The sequence below is a fragment of the Deltaproteobacteria bacterium genome, from assembly GCA_022340465.1.
GTDB lineage: Bacteria > Desulfobacterota > Desulfobacteria > Desulfobacterales > B30-G6 > JAJDNW01.
Genome location: JAJDNW010000038.1, coordinates 1 through 16,490 on the forward strand (window position 1 = coordinate 1; position 16,490 = coordinate 16,490).

The window sequence follows — 16,490 nt, forward strand, 5'->3', positions numbered from 1 at the left end:
AGCCCCCTGGACGTTGCCGCCGCCTCCTCGAGGGCTGCCGCCAAATCGTGCGTCATCTGCGAACCGACGGCGTTGGTGACACCGTCAGCCAATGTCAGTACAGCGATCGCCCCCTGCATTTCGATCGTTATCGTTCCCATGTGGTCTGCCTCCTTCGACCCCGCCGTCGCCATCCTAACCCGGATAAAACGGAAATTCCAACATCGAATATCTAAATCCAAAACCATTTATACCGGTTGTCATATATGTTCCGATACAAACGATGTTCACCATAAGAAATATTTTTTCCGAAGCAGTCAGGTAGCCGGATAAGATGACAACCGCTATAAAATGATCCGAAACCAAAATCTTTCGCAGGCATGATGGGATTTGAATAAATAGGGGATAGGCTGAGCGATTGTCAAAGCCTGCCCGCCGAAGGGTGGGGTTGCAAGCCATGCATCCGGATCTCAACGGGCACCCAAGCCTTTGATCAGGTTCTTCACCGCCCCTCGATACAACTCCCTGTGGGGCATTCCTTTGAAAACGGTGTTTTCAAACTTTTGCAGCTGCATGAGACCGTGCAGGGCAGCCAGAAAAAGTGCGCCCCTGCTCTCCAGACCGCTCGTCCCGCCATCCTGGCCCGTCCTCATTCTCGACAGAACGCTCTCGATCTGTGCCAGTATCTCCCCTATCTTGGCGTCCACCCGCTGCTTGAGATCCGGGCTCAGTAAAATATCACGTGAAGACAGGAAATAGTTGATGACATCGAAATAATCCTTTTGCTCGCGGCTGAAATTATAATAGGCCATGGCCATGGACGTCAACTGCTCCATGGGATCTCCGGCGTCCGATACGTTCGCCCGAATGCTTTCGATCAGCAGATGCAGGCCTTCCTCCTGCAGTTCCGCAAAAAGATCCTCCTTGCTGGAATAGTAAAAGTAGATGGTGCCCACAGCCAGCTCGGCCTGCTTGGCAATCTGGTTGATGGATGTCGCCTGAAGGCCTTCTTGGAACAATAGGGAGCGGGCGGCGTCGACAATCTGCCGTCTTCTGGCCTCCTTTTCCCTGGCTCTTCTTTCTTTCAATCCCATGTGCTTATACCGAATCAGATTTGCAATATGAACGCACCGGCTTCTGGCGCTTCATGTGGCAATGCGTTACCGGACACCAGACGATGGGGTCCTTGTCAGGAACGGCCGGCAATTTCATCCCGGGCCGGGTTGCGCCGCGGGCCCAGGCCTCGGCTTCCGCTTGCGTGTCCACGGACCCGACCAGGTGGTCTTGGCGGCCGATGCAATGGATGGTTGTCAGTCGTAGTTCGTACGTCATGGTGAAACAATCCCGTCACGCCCTTTGACGTTACGCCGTCTGCAAAACTTCTTGTTCCGGCAGTTTGCGCCTTGTCAAAATAAAGGCCGTGGTTAAACCGGCGATGATATGCCAGACGCCCCACCAGGCAACCAGAATGGCCATACCGCCCAGACCCTCAAAAAAATTGAACACCAGAACCAGGCCAAGGGCCGAGTTCTGTATACCCACCTCGATGCAGGTGGCCCGGCAGTCCCGTTCCGGAAGTCTGGCCACGCGCCCCGACCAGTAGCCCAGGTTCAGCGCCATGGCATTGTGCAGAAACACTGCCAAAATCACCAGCCCCACATAGTCGATGAAATAGCGCCAGTTGGCCGCCAGGGCCCCGGCGACGATCACCATGAAAAATATCAGGGAAAAAATCTTGAAGGGCTTGCGCACCCGATTTGCCAGGTTGGGAAAAACGCGGGTCAGGATCTGTCCGATGATCAGCGGGATACCCAGGATGATGAAAACGGTGACAAACACATCCACCGGGCTTAACCTCACGCTGCGCAGTATGGCCGCCGTGTCCGCATTCAGGCTCCCCCAGATGGACAAATTGAGGGGAGTCATGAAGATGGCAACGACCGTCGAAATGGCCGTCATGCTGATGGAAACCGCCGTGTTGCCCTTGGCCAGGTAGGTGATGATGTTGGAAAGATTACCGCCGGGGCAGGCTGCCACCAGGATCATGCCCAGGGCCATGGATGGGTACAGGGCGATGGAGGGAATAAGCCGTAAAACCGTGATCAGCAAAAAGGTCATGGCCGGCAGAAGAAGAAACTGGGCGGCCAGACCAATGGAAGGCGCTTTGGGTGCCGTGATCACCCGTTTGAAATCCTCCATTTTCAAATCCAGGGATACGCCCAGCATCATCAGACCGATGGCGACATTGATAATCATCAGCCCCTGGGGATTGAAGTTGAGTCTCACATGATCGATTGCTGCGGCATCCATAATTCCCCTCCTGAATTTTGAATCGGTCCTGCATAGTAGATTAAATGAGCCATCGGGCTGTTTTTTAACGCCATCCCCGCGCAAGCGGGTATCCAGAGCATTCGCCTGATTGCTTTCTGGATATTGCCGACGCTTCACTGCGTGTCCTGCCTTCGCAGGAATGACAAAAGGCTTAAGCTAAAACACCCCGGCCCCTGGCTTTATGATAACCTAACCTGAGGGTTGCATCATCACGCCTTATATGCCCCGACATTGGCCAACGCCATACTTCCCGGGCTGACGGTCGTCGGGTCCGTCAGCACATTGATGCAGGCCGTCTTTCCGGAAGCGAACGCCGCCTCCAGCGCCGGCCTGATCTCCTCCGGCTTTTCCACCAGCATCCCCACCCCGCCCAGAGCTTCCACCAACCGGTGGTAGTCGATGCGTCCGATGAAGGTGCCGGCCTCGATGGCGTGTCCGATGCGGATCTCCTGACTGTGCCGGATCATTCCCCACCCGAGGTCGTTGCAAATAACGACGACCAGCGGGATCCCCTTGCGGATGGCATTTTCCACTTCCATGAAATTGAACCCGAAGGACCCGTCGCCGGTAATCAGCAGTACCCGTTTGTCCGGATAGCGCAGCTTGGCGGCATTGGCGTACGGGAGCCCCACGCCGAGGCTGCCGTAGATGCCGTAATCCAGGTAGTGCCCGGCCTGGGCCACCGTGCGGGTCATCCCCATCCAGGTGGTGGTGTCGCCGCCGTCGGCCACGATGATGTCATCCGGCCGGTTCATGAACGTGTTGATCTCTTTCGTAAGTCTCAACGGGTGGATGGGCACATTGTCGCTGTTCCAGTCCGCCTGTGCCGGAGCCTTGCCGTCCTTGTCTGCCTGCATGAGCTTTTCGACCCAAGCAGCATACCGTTGTTGCAGCTTTTCGGCGATCCCTTTCCGGGCAATGCCTTCATTCAGGCTTTCCAAAAACACCCTGATATCGCTAACCACCGGCAGGTCGATGACCGTGTTGCGACCGATCTCCTCGGCACAGATGTCCACCTGTATCTTTTTGGCGGCAGGATTGAACACGTCGCCGAACATGTAGTAGAGGCAGATCCGCGTACCCAGCAGGATCACCAGGTCTGCTTCAAGGTAGGCGGCAAATGCGCCTCCCGGGCGTATGGCCAGGGCGCCTTCAAAGCACAAGGGGTGGCTGTCGGCGATGGTTCCCCTTCCCGAAAGGGAGGTAAAGACCGGCATGCCCGAGCCCTCGATGAATTTGACCAGTTCCTCCTCCGCCTGGGACTGCCAGACTCCGGTGCCGGCAATGATCACCGGATTCTTCGCTTCCGCCATCATGGAAAGCATCGCTTCCGCTTTTCCCGGATCGGTCGTTCTGGCCGTCACCTCGGTTCCCAACAGTTTCACGCTGTCGCGCTCGACCGAGCCATTGAGAATATCCACCGGCAGCTCCAGGTATACCGGCCCCGGTCTCCCGCTGGTGGCATAGCGAAAAGCCAGATCGAAATATTCCGGAATCCGTTCCGTTTTCTGGCAGACCAGGGTTTTTTTGACCATCGGACGGATAACGGGCTCCTGGTCCATATCCTGCAAGTCCAGCTTTTCCTTGTGTTCCAGTCCAACGCAGCCGGCGATGACGACGACGGGTGTGTTGGAAAAGTACGCACTGGCCACGCCGGTCAACGCGTTGGTAAATCCGGGACCCGCCGTCACCATGACGATGCCGGGTTTGCGGGTCAGCTTCCCCCAGGCCTCTGCCATGAAAGCGGCCGCCTGTTCATGACGGGTGTCGAAGAGCGTTATCTCGCTATTCTCCAGATGTTGATAAATCGGTGTAATATGCCCGCCGCTGAGAGTAAAGATATATTCCACATTGCGTTCAATCAACGCCTCGGCAGCCAACTGTCCGCCTGTTACTGTTCCCATGCCGCACCTCCTGTAGATTATCGTGCCAATAATGCTGAAAAATCGCTTGTAGCGAGTGTCGTAAAACCTCTTGAAAAGGCTGTGGTCTCAAGCACCAACCATTGTTCTAAGCGCCTTGAAAATTTACAGTTCCATGAGCTGGCCGCCGGTGATGTTAACCGCCTGACCGGTCATGTAGGAAGACGTGTCGGAAGCGAGAAATGCCACCAGATTCCCGACCTCTTCCACCGTCCCGATTCTTTTGAGGGGAATGGTTTTACACATTTCCGCTTCACGTTCTTCAACCGTCGAATTGAAAAACTGGGCTTCCAGGCCAAAGCGCCACTTCTCGAGATCGGTCATAATCTGACCGGGACAGATGGCGTTCACACGGATATTGCTACCGGCCAGTTCCATGGCCATGACTTTCGTCAACATGATCACCCCCGCTTTGGCCACGGCGTAGGCGCCGTTGAACAGCGGCGGCACCTTGCCGGCTCTCGAAGCCGTGTTGATGATGGCTCCACCTGCTTTCATCATCGGCAACATAGCACGTGAAACCCTGAAAACGCCGTGAAGATTGATGTCGATCGTCTTCATCCACGCGTCTTCATCATAATTCTGAACGGTGTTGGGCACCCCGAACGATGCGCCGGCATTGTTGCAAAGGATATCGACGCCGTCGAAGAATTCCCTGACGGTCGCCACCATCCGTTCGATGGAACGGCCGTCGGCGACATCGACGCTTACCGCCAGCGAACGTATCCCGAATGCAGCCTTCAGATCAGTGGCAATCGTTTCCATCTCGCCGGTGGTTCCGGTTCTGACCTGGTGGTCTGCATCCCCGGCTTCACCCAAGTCGGCAACAATGACATTGGCCCCCGATGCCGCCAGCCTGGTTGCAATGGCGTAGCCGATGCCCGTTTTTTTTCCGGCACCGGTTACCAGGGCCGTTTTTCCCTTTAAATCCTCGTACATGTTCACCTCCTGCAATAAAATCGTGTCCCACGATTTTATCGTACGCGACGACGTCGCTCTATGCGAAAAATGGATCTTAATCTAAGTTGAACGCATCCAACGCTCCCAGCAAGAGGGGATTATATCCTATTGAGTGGCGCTCGATAGATGAATCTAAATTATTTATCGAGCGATTGTCAAGAACAAAAAAAAACAGAAACGCCCCGCCGAAAGACGACGGGGCGCTTCTGTTTGATTCATCCGGATGTTGGGTACTTTTATTGTCACAAACGTACTCGCCCTCGCAAGATCCTTCTTTTTTATGACTGCCCGGGCACGATAATCCGTGAACTATCCTCCTGTTTGGCTTTCTGGGCGATCTCGACGATTCGGTCCACCTCACGGCTGACAGCCTCGGGAAATTTTTCGACGGCCTCGGCCAGCGTGCCGGCCTCGAGCATGGCACTCACCGGAAGGGGCCCCTCCGGCGACATCAGTTGCGTTTGTGCAATGAATATCGGGGACCGGCTCTCGTCCGGAGACCCGTCCGACGTTACCGGCGACATTCTCCTCACGGCACCGGTTTTCATATCCGTAAAAGACTCCTCCCTGTACAAATTGTTTCCATCCAGTTTCAAATCGATTTCCATGTGGTGCTCTCCCTTCATTCGTTGGAAACACGCATGCATGTTGAGAAACGGTTTCTCTTTTCCCAAGCCCGGGGCACAGAAGAACAACCGTGCGGACGCATGTTTCCATTGTGTTATAATTATCGATCGTAGACAGGAAACTGCCGGCACAAATTTTCCACCTCGTTCCTGACTTCTCCAATGACGCCCTCATCCCGGTGATGGGTTGTCACCCGGTCCAGCCAACCCGCGATCACGTCCACTTCCTGCGGCCCCATTCCCCTGCAGGATATGCCGGCAGTGCCAATCCTTATCCCGCTTGCGGCGCCGCCTCTGTTTTTATCCGCCGCGATGACGTTCTGATTCAATACGATTCCGGCGCCCTCCAATGCGCGTTCAGCCCTTTTACCGTCAAGCCCTCTGGTCGTGACATCCACAAGCACCTGATGCGTGTCCGTCCCCCCGGTAACGACCGAGAAGCCCTTTTCGCCGAGCGCCCCCGCGAGGCGAACGGCATTTTTCAACGTCAGCGCCTGGGTTCGCTTGAAGCCGTCGGTTTGCGCCAGGTTGAATATAACCGCCTTGGCCGCGATGCTGTTGACGGCGCTTGTCCCCTGGCAACCCGGGAATACCGCCCTGTCGATTCCGTCGGCGAACTGCTTACGGCCAAGAATCACGCCTCCCCTGCCGCCCATCATTGTTTTGTAACAGGTAAACGTGACGAAATCGGCGTGGGGCACAGGACTCGGAATGACACCGGCCGCCACCAGGCCGCCGATATGCGCCATGTCTACCAGCAGATAGGCCGACACCGATGCCGCGATGGCGCCCATTTTCCGATAATCGATCAGACGGGGATAGGAACTGGCGCCGGCGATGATCATGGCCGGCCTGAACGCTTCAGCCATGGCGGCGACCGCCTCGTAGTCGATGCGGCCGGTGTCGCCATCGACGCCGTAGTGTCCGATCTCGAAGCATTTTCCCGCAATCGACGCCCGATGGCCATGCGACAGGTGCCCGCCATGGGACAACGCCATGGAAAGTATCCTGTCGCCAACATCCAAAACCGAAAACAATACCGCCAAGTTGGCCGATGTCCCGCTGTGAGGCTGGACATTGGCATAATCGGCACCGAACAGATCCTTGCAGCGGGAAACGGCCAGGCGTTCGACCTCATCGGCATAAACGCAACCGGCGTGGTACCTCCTTCCCGGATACCCTTCGATGGTTTTGGTGTTGAAGACGGAACCCAGCACCTCCATGATGGATGCAGGCGCGTGGTTTTCCGCCGCAATCAGATCCAGCGTCGTTTCGATACGGGCCTTTTCCTTGTCGACGAGGCTCGCCATGACAGGATCGTCATCCCTTAGACAGCGCATGCCCTCTCCCCCGTGTTATTTGGCAATATTCCACTTATCATAAATGTTCATACGCCGGCGCGCCATACGAAGCATGAAACTTCCGTTATTGTATTGAAACGCCCAGCTTAGGAGCAGATACGAAAGAGGCGGCATAAGGATGGGCTGCAGACGGGGTCTTGCCGGCATCAGCCGCTGGGCTGGCCGTCCACTACGAACCGCTGCACAAGGTTGAAAATCTCGCTGACGCCGAACGGTTTGGCCAGGAACGCATCCGCCCCGGCCTGCCTGGCGAGTGCTTCCCTCTCCGACAAGTGCGAGTAAAGGATCACAACCGTATTCCGGTTAAGGCCCTTCACTTTTTCCGACAGCTCCGTTCCACTAAGTTCGGCCAGGATGACGTCAGCCACGACGATATCGGGCGCGCCGGAGCTCTCGAAATAGATCCATGCGTCGAGGCCGTTTTCGAAAGGCAGCACTTCCCGGTTCACACTGTACATCAGGGCTCCCACCACAAAGTCTCTGACGATGGGGTCCTCATCGACAACGGCTATTTTGACATTGGGTATGATGGCTTACCTCACGCTACTTTCAGGAACTGGATGTCGCTGACCCGTTTGTTGAAGGTGATGATTTCACAAACCGCATTCAGGTTCTTTTCCAGAGCTTCCCGCTTGTGGCTTTCCAGATCATGTCCCTTGGCGATCGCCTCGGCCATGACGGAAAGCAGCTTGACACGCTGATAGAAGGCGCTGTCGAAGCCAAGCGTGTTTGCGCAACCGTCGTCATCTCCAAACAGCTCGAGGTCTTCATCCAGGCCTTCCGCTTCCACTTTGACATGCTTAGCATTTTCCAAAATGCTTTTTATGCGATGCCTTCCCAGCGGATACCCGTTTAGGTAAGCTTTGGACATAATGATCAACAGCTGGAGTCTTGAAAGGAAAACATCATCCAGTTCAATTTCTCTCATCTTAGACGACTCGGCACCTAATCTGATCATCTTGCAGTCCTCCCTAAGCCTGAACAGGGGTCACGCCGCCCCATCATCCAGGGGCCTGCCGCATTCTTTACAACGGCCATCCGGACCGATGACGCCGATGCAGCTTTCGTCACTGCACAGCGTGCGATTTTCCCATTCGACGTCCATATCTTCTTCGAAGTCCTCGGCGGTATCGTCTCCCCGATCGGCCGTGGCATTCTCTTCGGGCCCGGCGCTTGCGTCACCCGTTTCATCAACCGGCTGCAAGGGAGTGAATTCCCCGTCGAACGGAAGACCGCACTCCTTGCAGCGGCCATCCGGGCCGATGACGCCGATGCAGCTTTCGTCACTGCACAGCGTTCGGTTTTCCCATTCGATGTCCGCTTGACTTCGCTTATTTTTCTCGTTCATGGCACTCTTTAAAACCACCGGCATGGATTATGAAAGCAGAAAATGGTCATCCCTTCCGCAGGTTCACTTCGTTTACGAAAGAAGCGATGATATTCTCCTGGACCTGGCTTTTGATCTTGAAGCGTACGCCAATGCCTTCCGGAGATGTCCTGACGACTTCCGCCGGTATCCGGAAAGCGTTTTCATCGCCGGAAAGGGCCATGGAAAGGACAATTTCTTCACCGATATCGAAAGATTCCCTCGTTTTTATGAAAACCCCGCTTGAACTGATATCCTGAATATAATCCTTGAAAAAACGGTCCGAATCCGAATAGTCGACGCTGATCAGGCAGTTGATGCGCAAATCCTTGCGGTCTCCATCCACCTTCGAGCGCTCGGCCGCATCTTTTTCCAGGTCGTTTAAGAAAGTAGTCATCCCTTCCGTGGACAACCGCTGAACGAGTTCGGCAATACGACCGATCATACGGTACCGTTCCAACTGTTCGTTTGAAGCCATCATATTCGCTCTCCAAAGGCTTTAGATTCTCATGTTGGATTGCACACAGCAGCACGTAAACCTAAGCGTCAAACCCGAAAATCGCTCGATTTAGGTTAAAAAAACCTTCCAATCTGCTGAAAACGTGAAGTGCCCCTTTAAGGCACTGACCCCAGGGTTGCAACCATGCAGCTAAACCAATTGATCTTAACCTACTGTAAAAAATAGGTCAATACTCAAAAATAAAATCGTGTGCCATGCTTTTATGCGGCACGACGACGTCGCTGCACTACCAGGGCCCTGCCCGAGGTTCTGCAAAGGTCGACCACCTTCGGCTAAAAGCGAGGCATTTTCTCCCATTCCTCATATGGGGCATTAAAACCCTTTCTAAGCCGGCACCAAATCTGCTACAACCAACACCCGGACTGAGAATCCATTTTCATTCCCTGATGCATACAACCAAAGAATGAACAATAGACGACAAATAAGTGTCTTTAAAATTGGCGGTGCCATCCTAACGGGGCTGCTGCTCACGGCATCCTTTCCTGATATGGGACGGTCCTATATCGCATGGTTCGCCCTGGTGCCGCTGATGGGCGCCATCAGAGAGGGGTCACCCCTTGCCGCTTTTCGCCTCGGGTTACTGGGGGGCATGGTGCATTACCTCTCCCTGATTTACTGGATTATTCCCTGTCTCAGGAATTACGGCATGCTCCCGCTTTACTTGAGTGTCGCCATTCTACTGCTGTTCAGCGCATATCTGTCGCTGTTTATCGCCGGCTTCGCCGCTATTCTGAACTGGACCTGCCGCAGCGTGAAAATGCTCTTATTCGCCGCGCCCGTCATCTGGGTTGCCTGCGAATATATCCGGGCGAACCTCTTCACCGGCTTCCCGTGGGAACTGTTCGGGTACTCACAGTTCCGGATCACACCCCTGATCCAGTTTGCCGACATATTGGGCGTTTACGGTGTTTCCTGGCTGCTTGTCCTGGGCAACTGCTCGATTCTCTGTCTCGTTCTGGCACTACGGAAAAGCAATTGGCACAAAAGTCCCTTGACCCGGAATAAGGTTCTGACGGCGTGGGCCTGTTTCATTCTCGTCCTCGCCTCTTTTTGGGGATACGGCGTCCGGCGACTCGAAACGATCGAGGCTCAGGCCGCCAAGGCGCCGCTGAAGCGGGTTGCCGTTATCCAGGGAAATATCCCCCAGGAGAAAAAATGGGACACTGCCTTCCAGTTGGCCACCGTCGACCGATACCTCGACATGTCACGCCGTGAAGCCGCGGCAGACCCTGAGCTGATCGTCTGGCCCGAAACGGCCCTGCCATTTTATTTCGGTCACAACGCCCCTCTCACCAACCGGGTTTTCCGGGGCATAGCCGCCACCGGGGCGGACTACATCGTCAGCAGCCCGTCATTTATACGTCAGGGCGACACCGTGGCCTACCGCAACAGGGCCTTCATGGTTTCCTCGCGCGAGGGCCGCATCACGGGCATCTACGACAAGGCCCACCTGGTACCCTTCGGCGAATATGTGCCCCTGAAAGCGTGGCTTCCCTTTTTGGGCAAGCTGGTGGCGCAGGTGGGGGACTTCACCCCCGGCGAGCAAGGGATTGCACTGGAATGGGAAAACCACCGCATCGGCATGCTGATTTGCTACGAACTGATCTTTCCCTATCTGTCCAGGGAAAGCACCCGCAACGGTGCCAACCTGTTGGTCAGTATTACCAACGATGCCTGGTACGGCAAAACCAGCGCCCCTTATCAACATTTTTCCATGGGGGTGTTCAGGGCCGTCGAAAATCGACGGACCCTGGCCAGGTCAGCCAACACCGGCATCAGCGGCTTTATCGAACCGACAGGGAAAATTTCCGCGACAACACCTATTTTCGAAGAAGCCGCCCTGACGGGGACCGTTCCCTTAATGCAAATTTCGACCCTGTACACCCGTTTCGGGGATTGGTTTTCCCTTGCGTGTGTGATATTGTCGTTTGCGATGATGATTTTCAGGATATTTCGTCAAAAAAATTAAACAATCATCACGAAAACACGAACTCTGAAAAAAGCAATTCTGCCACCAAGCATTTCGCTTATTTCGTCCTTTCGTCCTTTCGTGGTAGAAGAAATTTTCCAATCTCGGCCAAGGAAATTTATAGGAGAAAACACCATGTCAGTCGACCTGAAACAGGCCCTCAAAGATCTCGACCAGAAACTCGAAGATCTGAAAGGATATCTTTGACATAGATGCAAAAGAGATCCGGCTGCAAGAACTTGAAAGCATCATGGCCCGGAAAGATTTCTGGGATGCCCCCGAAGAGACAAAGCCCATATTGAAGGAGCGCACGGCACTGAAGGACAAGCTGGACGCCTTTCACCGGCTGTACGCCCAATTGGAAGACAATAAAATCATGCTGGACCTGGCCATGGAGGAAGCGGATGCTGCCACCATAGAGGAGGTCGGCAATGATATCGCCAAGCTGGAAAAGGAAACCAAGGACCTATCGCTCACCATTATGCTGAACGGCGATGACGATGCCAACAATGCCATCGTTTCCATCAACGCCGGGGCAGGAGGAACGGAAGCCCAGGATTGGGCGGAAATGCTGTTCAGAATGTACATTCGCTGGGTGGAACGCAAGGGGTTCAAGGTAAGCGTCATCGACTACCAGCCGGGTGACGAGGCTGGTATTAAAAGCGTCACCTTCACTGCCGCCGGCAGCTATGCCTACGGCTATCTGAAATCCGAAATCGGCGTTCACCGACTGGTGCGGATATCGCCGTTCAATGCCAGCGGGAAGCGCCACACCTCTTTTGCGTCTGTTTTTGTCTACCCCGAGTTGGACAGGGGCATCAACATCGACATAGAGGACAAGGACCTGCGCATCGACGTATACCGGGCCAGCGGTGCCGGCGGTCAGCACGTCAACAAAACCAGCAGCGCGGTGCGCATCACCCACCTGCCCACGGGAATCGTCGTCCAGTGCCAGCAGGAAAAATCCCAGCACCGCAACAAGGACATGGCCATGAAGGTGCTCAAGGCACGCATTTACCAGGCCGAAAAGCAACGGCAGGATGAAAAAATGCAGGAGATGCACGACAGCAAGGATGAGATCGCTTGGGGCAGCCAGATCCGGTCTTATGTCCTGCACCCCTACCAGATGGTGAAGGACCACCGCATTAACATGGATGTCGGCAATGTCAATGCCGTGCTGGACGGGGATATCGACCCCTTCATCGAGGGGGTGCTGCTGGCCGGCAAAGCCTGATAAAAGCGTGTGCCACGCTTTTATGGAATGCGACTGCGTTGCTTCAACCCAAACTGCTGATAAGTGTAAGGATCGAAATTTCTACAGATGCAGTCTCGTTGTATATGGGACTGCATATTTGTAACATAATGTAGAAAGAGGGATTTGACCGTCACACCTTGGTGTGCGAACGGATGGAGAAGCGCATAGCCGCAAAGCCCATCTTCATGCTCGGAAACGAACTTCTCTGAAAAAAATCAAAACCGGTGGATGAAGGAGGATTACGCCGTGGCCTATAAAATTGCCCTGATTCCCGGAGACGGTATTGGCAGGGAGGTTATTCCCGAGGGGGCCCGAACGTTAAAAGTGCTCTCCGATACATTCGGCTTTGAGGTTTCCTTTTCGGAGTTCCCCTATTCCTGCCAATACTATATCGATCACGGCGTCATGATGCCGCAGGAAGCGCTGGAAGCATTAACATCGTTTGACACTATCCTGCTGGGCGCCGTAGGCGCTCCCGGTGTTCCCGACCACGCTTCCTTGTGGGGGCTCTTGCTGCCGATCCGCAGAACCTTCCACCAGTATGTAAACTTAAGGCCTGTGCGCCTGCTTCCCGGGATCAAGACCCCGCTGGCCGGCCGCGGAAAAGAGGATATCGATTTCGTGGTCGTCCGCGAAAACAGCGAGGGGGAGTATTCGGAAATAGGAGGGCGGTTGTTCGCCGGTACGGAAAGGGAGGTCGTTGTCCAGGAGGCCCTGTTTTCAAAAACGGGGGTAGACCGCATCCTCCGCTATGCCTTCGACCTTGCGCGCCAACGGCCGGACCGGCACGTCACATCGGCGACGAAATCCAATGGCATCCGCTACACGATGCCCTTCTGGGATGAGCGCTTCGAGGCCATTGCAAAAGAATACCGGGACATCCGCACCGACCAGTACCACATCGACATCCTCACCGCTAATTTCGTGATGCACCCCGACTGGTTCGACGTGGTCGTAGGCAGCAACCTCTTCGGTGATATCCTATCCGACCTGGGGCCGGCCGTGGCCGGCGGCATCGGCATTGCGCCGTCCGCAAATTTGAATCCGGAACGGCAATATCCCTCTATGTTTGAACCCGTCCACGGCTCCGCTCCGGACATTGCAGGCAAGGGCGTCGCCAACCCGATCGCGACCCTCTGGAGCGTGCAGATGATGCTTGATTTTTTAGGCGAGAATAAGGCTGCGGATGAATTGATGAAAGCGATCGAAGCGGTGACATCGAGTGGTTTTCTGACGCCCGATCTTGGCGGCTGTGCCACCACTGTCGAGTTTACCGACCGCGTAATCAACCGGATCGAAGGACAAAAATGAAATTCCGGTCGAACAAGTGCGGATTCGTGAAATGCTCCCGTCCGACCATCTTGATGGCGTGATGCCCCCGCTGGCGCATGTACCCGACCTTGGGGATGCCCATGGAAAAGAACAGGTAAGGCTCGATACGCTTCGAATCCTTCATGATGCCCTCAGCCGAAAAAACGCTCGCGTTGCGGCCGTCGGACACGGGCAGTGATTCCAGCACCGCATAGGGCCGCAGCGAGTAGAAAAAGCCTTCAAACCCGCCCGGATCGACTGCTCCAACGTGTTGCACCTGATGCCAACCGGAGTTGACCCGCAGATCGACTCTGCTTTGCGGAACCGCCGCGGGCAGCCAGGCGGGAACCAGGGGTTCGAAATCATTGTCGCGGATGATCACCCTTTCAACCCGCTCCTTGCGGGGAATGAAAAAGTGATAGCAGCCGCAGTTGTTCATCACATCGGCCATGACCACGGCCCCCTGCCTGTCGAAAGTAAGCCTGAGGGTCAGTCCGTCAAGCGGGCCACGTTCGATGGCGGGGGCGTTTTTTCCGGCACGTTCCGAATACCAGATGGCATAATTGATCTGGGCCACCGGCATGGTTTGGAAAAAGGCGTAGGTCACATAATAATACACCGTCGGCCGGTCATGATCTATCGAAACCTGCCCGTTCTTCCATGCGACCGCACCGAAGCTGTCGTATCCGGCAACGACATCCTGCGTGATGACCGGGGCAAATATCTCCGCCAGAAGCCGGACCTCTTCCCCGGTCCATTGCGGCAACCCGAACGGATCCCTTGCGGTCGATGGAAAAAGCCGTTTCAGATCCTGCCGATTGTACTGCCGGTAATCTCTCCGGGGGCCATAGCGCAGCAGACGGCCGACCACGGGAAGGTCCCCTGGCGGCGTCGCGTGCCACCTTCGGTATTTTTCATACGCATGGGCCGTGCCGATGCTGACCGGAAAAGCCGCCAACGGATACAGCCCTAAAAAACGCATGGCCGTACTGTATTCGTCCGGAACGGTCGCCGCCTTTTCAACCCTTTGAAAATATCCCTCGTCGTTTTGATCATCCGCCAGCATCTGCAGGGAAAAGCGCTCCGCCATAGCGTAAACGGCATCCGACACGGGAACAGGCTCCCCCGGGTCCGCTAGCCCCATGAGGGCCACTTTTGGGAGGTTGTCAATCTCCCTGCGCCGGGATTCGAGATCCATCAGCCGCATCTGCTCGATCCAGTAATGCCGTTGCTCCGGACTTTGGAGGTGTTTTTGCATGCCTTCCAGAAAGCGGTCGGTGCGCAGGTAAGGAAACCCCTTCACCGGAAAGCGGTAGGCATCCCTGACACCGTATTGCGCCACCAGGTTGTCCAACCTCGAAAAGAACGTCGCCGACGCCTGGTCGCGCGCCGCCACAGTGCCTCGTCCATGGATTCCCTGCCCGGCACAGCCCGTCAATCCAACCACTATCCCCAGGCAGATCCACAGAAAAAGAACGCAACCCTTTTTATATCTTGTTAGAATCATTTAACATCCATATCAACTCATTGATGTTGTCGCTGCTGCCTTTGCCGGGCGAGCTTAAAACAGGCAATCGTTTTATCCCTTTTTTCTTGACTCCCGGCCGACAACACGGTTTAATCTAATCTGAAACGCTCAATTTTGATTTAATATAAGACTATATATAGCGCTTGTCAGCATCCGTGAAACGCATGCAACCGCTATAAGGCTACTCGGGAGCTCGGAGCAATCGGGCTGAGAGGGACCCTGCTGGCGACAGTGGGTCCGACCGCTGAACCTGATCCGGATAATGCCGGTGGAGGAAAAGAGCCGTATCTGCATTGCCCTCCGCCGAGGGCTTTTTTTATGCCCTCGCCGCCCGCCACATGCTCTCGGCTATGAAATGTATGGCACCACAAAGGCACAAAGGAGACAAAGAAACCTGATCTGCACGTTTCAAAATTCAGGGAGCGATTATTTCCATTGAAACGTGCAAACCCTAAATACCAATTCCTATATTCTAAACGAATTCAATGCATGATTAACGGGGGCACCCATGAAACTGAATCTATTTGCGGCAACCGCGTGGCTGCTCGTTTTTTCCGCCACGGGCCTTGCCGGCCAGAACAAACCGGTTGTGACACTGATGACCCACGACAGCTTCGCAGCCGACAAAGCCCTGCTGGAACGCTTCGAAAGGCAAAACAACGTCACCCTCAACATACTGAAAAGCGGGGATGCCGGCGCTGCCCTGAATCAGGCCATTCTGTCCAAATCAAATCCTCTGGCGGATGTTTTCTACGGCGTGGACAATACGTTTATGAGCCGGGCGCTGAAAGCGGACATCTTCACGCCCTATGCGTCGCCCAAGCTCGAACACATACCGGATCATTTGAAGTTGGACCCCCAAAACAGGTTGTTGCCGGTGGACTTCGGCGACGTGTGCCTCAACTACGACAAGGGCTGGTTCGCTGAAAACGGGATGCAGCCCCCCTCCTGCCTGGAAGACCTGGCCAAACCCGCCTTCAAAGGCCTTACGGTCGTGCAGAATCCGGCCACATCCTCACCGGGAATGGCATTCCTTTTAGCCACCATTGGAAAATTCGGCAGTGACGGCTACCTGACATACTGGAACGCCCTGAGGGAAAACGAGGTCTACGTCGCCAACGGGTGGAGCGAAGCCTACTATGGCCAGTTCACCCGAGCCAAAGGCGGAACGCGGCCCATTGTGGTGAGCTATGCCTCCAGCCCTCCCGCGGAGGTTTACTTCAGCGAAACAAAGCTCGATGCATCGCCCACGGCGGCTGTGCTCAGCCCTTTTTCCGCTTTCCGGCAGATTGAATTCGTGGGCATACTGAAGGGTACGAAAAAAAAGGAAATGGCCGCCCGGTTGGTGGATTTTCTGCTGGG

General features: G+C 55.1%; 16 protein-coding genes and 1 riboswitch. Of the genes, 4 read left to right on the top strand and 12 right to left on the bottom strand.

Going from position 1 to position 16,490, the window contains the following annotated elements; translation table 11 throughout:
* Positions 1-449 precede the first annotated feature (449 nt).
* The 11 genes from LJE94_07085 to LJE94_07135 form a co-directional block, all read right to left on the bottom strand.
* Complete coding sequence (locus LJE94_07085; GenBank protein MCG6909874.1) at positions 450-1,073, bottom strand: TetR/AcrR family transcriptional regulator; 624 nt, start codon at positions 1,071-1,073, stop codon at positions 450-452.
* A gap of 4 nt (positions 1,074-1,077) precedes the next feature.
* The gene (locus tag LJE94_07090; GenBank protein ID MCG6909875.1) at positions 1,078-1,311 is read right to left on the bottom strand and encodes a hypothetical protein; all 234 of its coding nucleotides are present in this window, start codon (positions 1,309-1,311) and stop codon (positions 1,078-1,080) included.
* Between the two features lie 30 nt (positions 1,312-1,341).
* Positions 1,342-2,289, bottom strand: coding sequence for a bile acid:sodium symporter family protein (locus tag LJE94_07095; GenBank protein ID MCG6909876.1), 948 nt, complete (start codon positions 2,287-2,289; stop codon positions 1,342-1,344).
* A gap of 230 nt (positions 2,290-2,519) precedes the next feature.
* Positions 2,520-4,214 carry a thiamine pyrophosphate-binding protein gene (locus tag LJE94_07100; GenBank protein MCG6909877.1) on the bottom strand — a complete coding sequence of 565 codons (1,695 nt, stop codon included), beginning with the start codon at positions 4,212-4,214 and terminating at the stop codon, positions 2,520-2,522.
* Positions 4,215-4,337: 123 nt separating this feature from the next.
* Positions 4,338-5,171 carry an SDR family oxidoreductase gene (locus LJE94_07105; GenBank protein MCG6909878.1) on the bottom strand — a complete coding sequence of 278 codons (834 nt, stop codon included), beginning with the start codon at positions 5,169-5,171 and terminating at the stop codon, positions 4,338-4,340.
* A gap of 299 nt (positions 5,172-5,470) precedes the next feature.
* Entirely contained in the window at positions 5,471-5,800 is a 330-nt protein-coding gene (locus LJE94_07110) for a cytoplasmic protein (protein ID MCG6909879.1), read from the bottom strand.
* Between the two features lie 119 nt (positions 5,801-5,919).
* Positions 5,920-7,158, bottom strand: coding sequence for a serine hydroxymethyltransferase (locus LJE94_07115; protein MCG6909880.1), 1,239 nt, complete (start codon positions 7,156-7,158; stop codon positions 5,920-5,922).
* Positions 7,159-7,325: 167 nt separating this feature from the next.
* Entirely contained in the window at positions 7,326-7,691 is a 366-nt protein-coding gene (locus LJE94_07120; GenBank protein MCG6909881.1) for a response regulator, read from the bottom strand.
* 26 nt (positions 7,692-7,717) lie between these two features.
* A complete protein-coding gene (locus LJE94_07125; GenBank protein MCG6909882.1) occupies positions 7,718-8,137 on the bottom strand; it encodes a hypothetical protein in 420 nt (139 codons plus the stop codon).
* Between the two features lie 30 nt (positions 8,138-8,167).
* A complete protein-coding gene (locus tag LJE94_07130; GenBank protein ID MCG6909883.1) occupies positions 8,168-8,527 on the bottom strand; it encodes a hypothetical protein in 360 nt (119 codons plus the stop codon).
* 46 nt (positions 8,528-8,573) lie between these two features.
* On the bottom strand, positions 8,574-9,026 hold the full coding sequence (locus LJE94_07135; GenBank protein ID MCG6909884.1) for a PilZ domain-containing protein: 453 nt from the start codon (positions 9,024-9,026) through the stop codon (positions 8,574-8,576).
* Between the two features lie 442 nt (positions 9,027-9,468).
* Here LJE94_07135 and lnt point away from each other — a divergent pair, with 442 nt between their 5' ends.
* The 3 genes from lnt to LJE94_07150 all read left to right on the top strand — a co-directional run bounded on the left by lnt (position 9,469) and on the right by LJE94_07150 (position 13,600).
* Complete coding sequence (lnt, locus tag LJE94_07140) at positions 9,469-11,034, top strand: apolipoprotein N-acyltransferase (protein MCG6909885.1); 1,566 nt, start codon at positions 9,469-9,471, stop codon at positions 11,032-11,034.
* Between the two features lie 135 nt (positions 11,035-11,169).
* Positions 11,170-12,268, top strand: a protein-coding gene (gene prfB, locus LJE94_07145; GenBank protein MCG6909886.1) for a peptide chain release factor 2 whose coding sequence is annotated in 2 segments (ribosomal slippage) — positions 11,170-11,238 and positions 11,240-12,268 — 1,098 coding nt in all. Because the reading frame shifts where the segments join, the coding sequence is not laid out codon by codon here.
* Between the two features lie 249 nt (positions 12,269-12,517).
* A complete protein-coding gene (locus tag LJE94_07150; GenBank protein MCG6909887.1) occupies positions 12,518-13,600 on the top strand; it encodes a tartrate dehydrogenase in 1,083 nt (360 codons plus the stop codon).
* Here the strand turns inward: LJE94_07150 and LJE94_07155 are convergent.
* Positions 13,575-15,107 (bottom strand): hypothetical protein, encoded by a 1,533-nt coding sequence (locus tag LJE94_07155; GenBank protein MCG6909888.1) that lies wholly within the window; start codon positions 15,105-15,107, stop codon positions 13,575-13,577. The two genes, LJE94_07150 and LJE94_07155, sit on opposite strands and share 26 nt — an antisense overlap.
* 196 nt (positions 15,108-15,303) lie before the next feature.
* A riboswitch (TPP riboswitch) is annotated at positions 15,304-15,423 on the top strand.
* A 213-nt stretch (positions 15,424-15,636) separates the two neighbouring features.
* Between LJE94_07155 and LJE94_07160 the strand changes: the two genes are divergently transcribed.
* A partial coding sequence (locus LJE94_07160) for a thiamine ABC transporter substrate-binding protein (protein MCG6909889.1) occupies positions 15,637-16,490 on the top strand: 854 nt, incomplete at its 3' end.

What these genes read in the sequence shown, in the direction of transcription:
- LJE94_07150 (MCG6909887.1), top strand. Translation starts at nt 12,518, where the DNA reads ATGAAGGAGGATTACGCCGTGGCCTATAAAATTGCCCTGATTCCCGGA.
- LJE94_07100 (MCG6909877.1), bottom strand. Translation starts at nt 4,214, where the DNA reads ATGGGAACAGTAACAGGCGGACAGTTGGCTGCCGAGGCGTTGATTGAA.
- LJE94_07155 (MCG6909888.1), bottom strand. Translation starts at nt 15,107, where the DNA reads ATGATTCTAACAAGATATAAAAAGGGTTGCGTTCTTTTTCTGTGGATC.
- LJE94_07085 (MCG6909874.1), bottom strand. Translation starts at nt 1,073, where the DNA reads ATGGGATTGAAAGAAAGAAGAGCCAGGGAAAAGGAGGCCAGAAGACGG.
- LJE94_07105 (MCG6909878.1), bottom strand. Translation starts at nt 5,171, where the DNA reads ATGTACGAGGATTTAAAGGGAAAAACGGCCCTGGTAACCGGTGCCGGA.
- LJE94_07125 (MCG6909882.1), bottom strand. Translation starts at nt 8,137, where the DNA reads ATGATCAGATTAGGTGCCGAGTCGTCTAAGATGAGAGAAATTGAACTG.
- LJE94_07095 (MCG6909876.1), bottom strand. Translation starts at nt 2,289, where the DNA reads ATGGATGCCGCAGCAATCGATCATGTGAGACTCAACTTCAATCCCCAG.
- lnt (MCG6909885.1), top strand. Translation starts at nt 9,469, where the DNA reads ATGAACAATAGACGACAAATAAGTGTCTTTAAAATTGGCGGTGCCATC.
- LJE94_07090 (MCG6909875.1), bottom strand. Translation starts at nt 1,311, where the DNA reads ATGACGTACGAACTACGACTGACAACCATCCATTGCATCGGCCGCCAA.
- LJE94_07130 (MCG6909883.1), bottom strand. Translation starts at nt 8,527, where the DNA reads ATGAACGAGAAAAATAAGCGAAGTCAAGCGGACATCGAATGGGAAAAC.
- LJE94_07110 (MCG6909879.1), bottom strand. Translation starts at nt 5,800, where the DNA reads ATGGAAATCGATTTGAAACTGGATGGAAACAATTTGTACAGGGAGGAG.
- LJE94_07135 (MCG6909884.1), bottom strand. Translation starts at nt 9,026, where the DNA reads ATGATGGCTTCAAACGAACAGTTGGAACGGTACCGTATGATCGGTCGT.
- LJE94_07115 (MCG6909880.1), bottom strand. Translation starts at nt 7,158, where the DNA reads ATGCGCTGTCTAAGGGATGACGATCCTGTCATGGCGAGCCTCGTCGAC.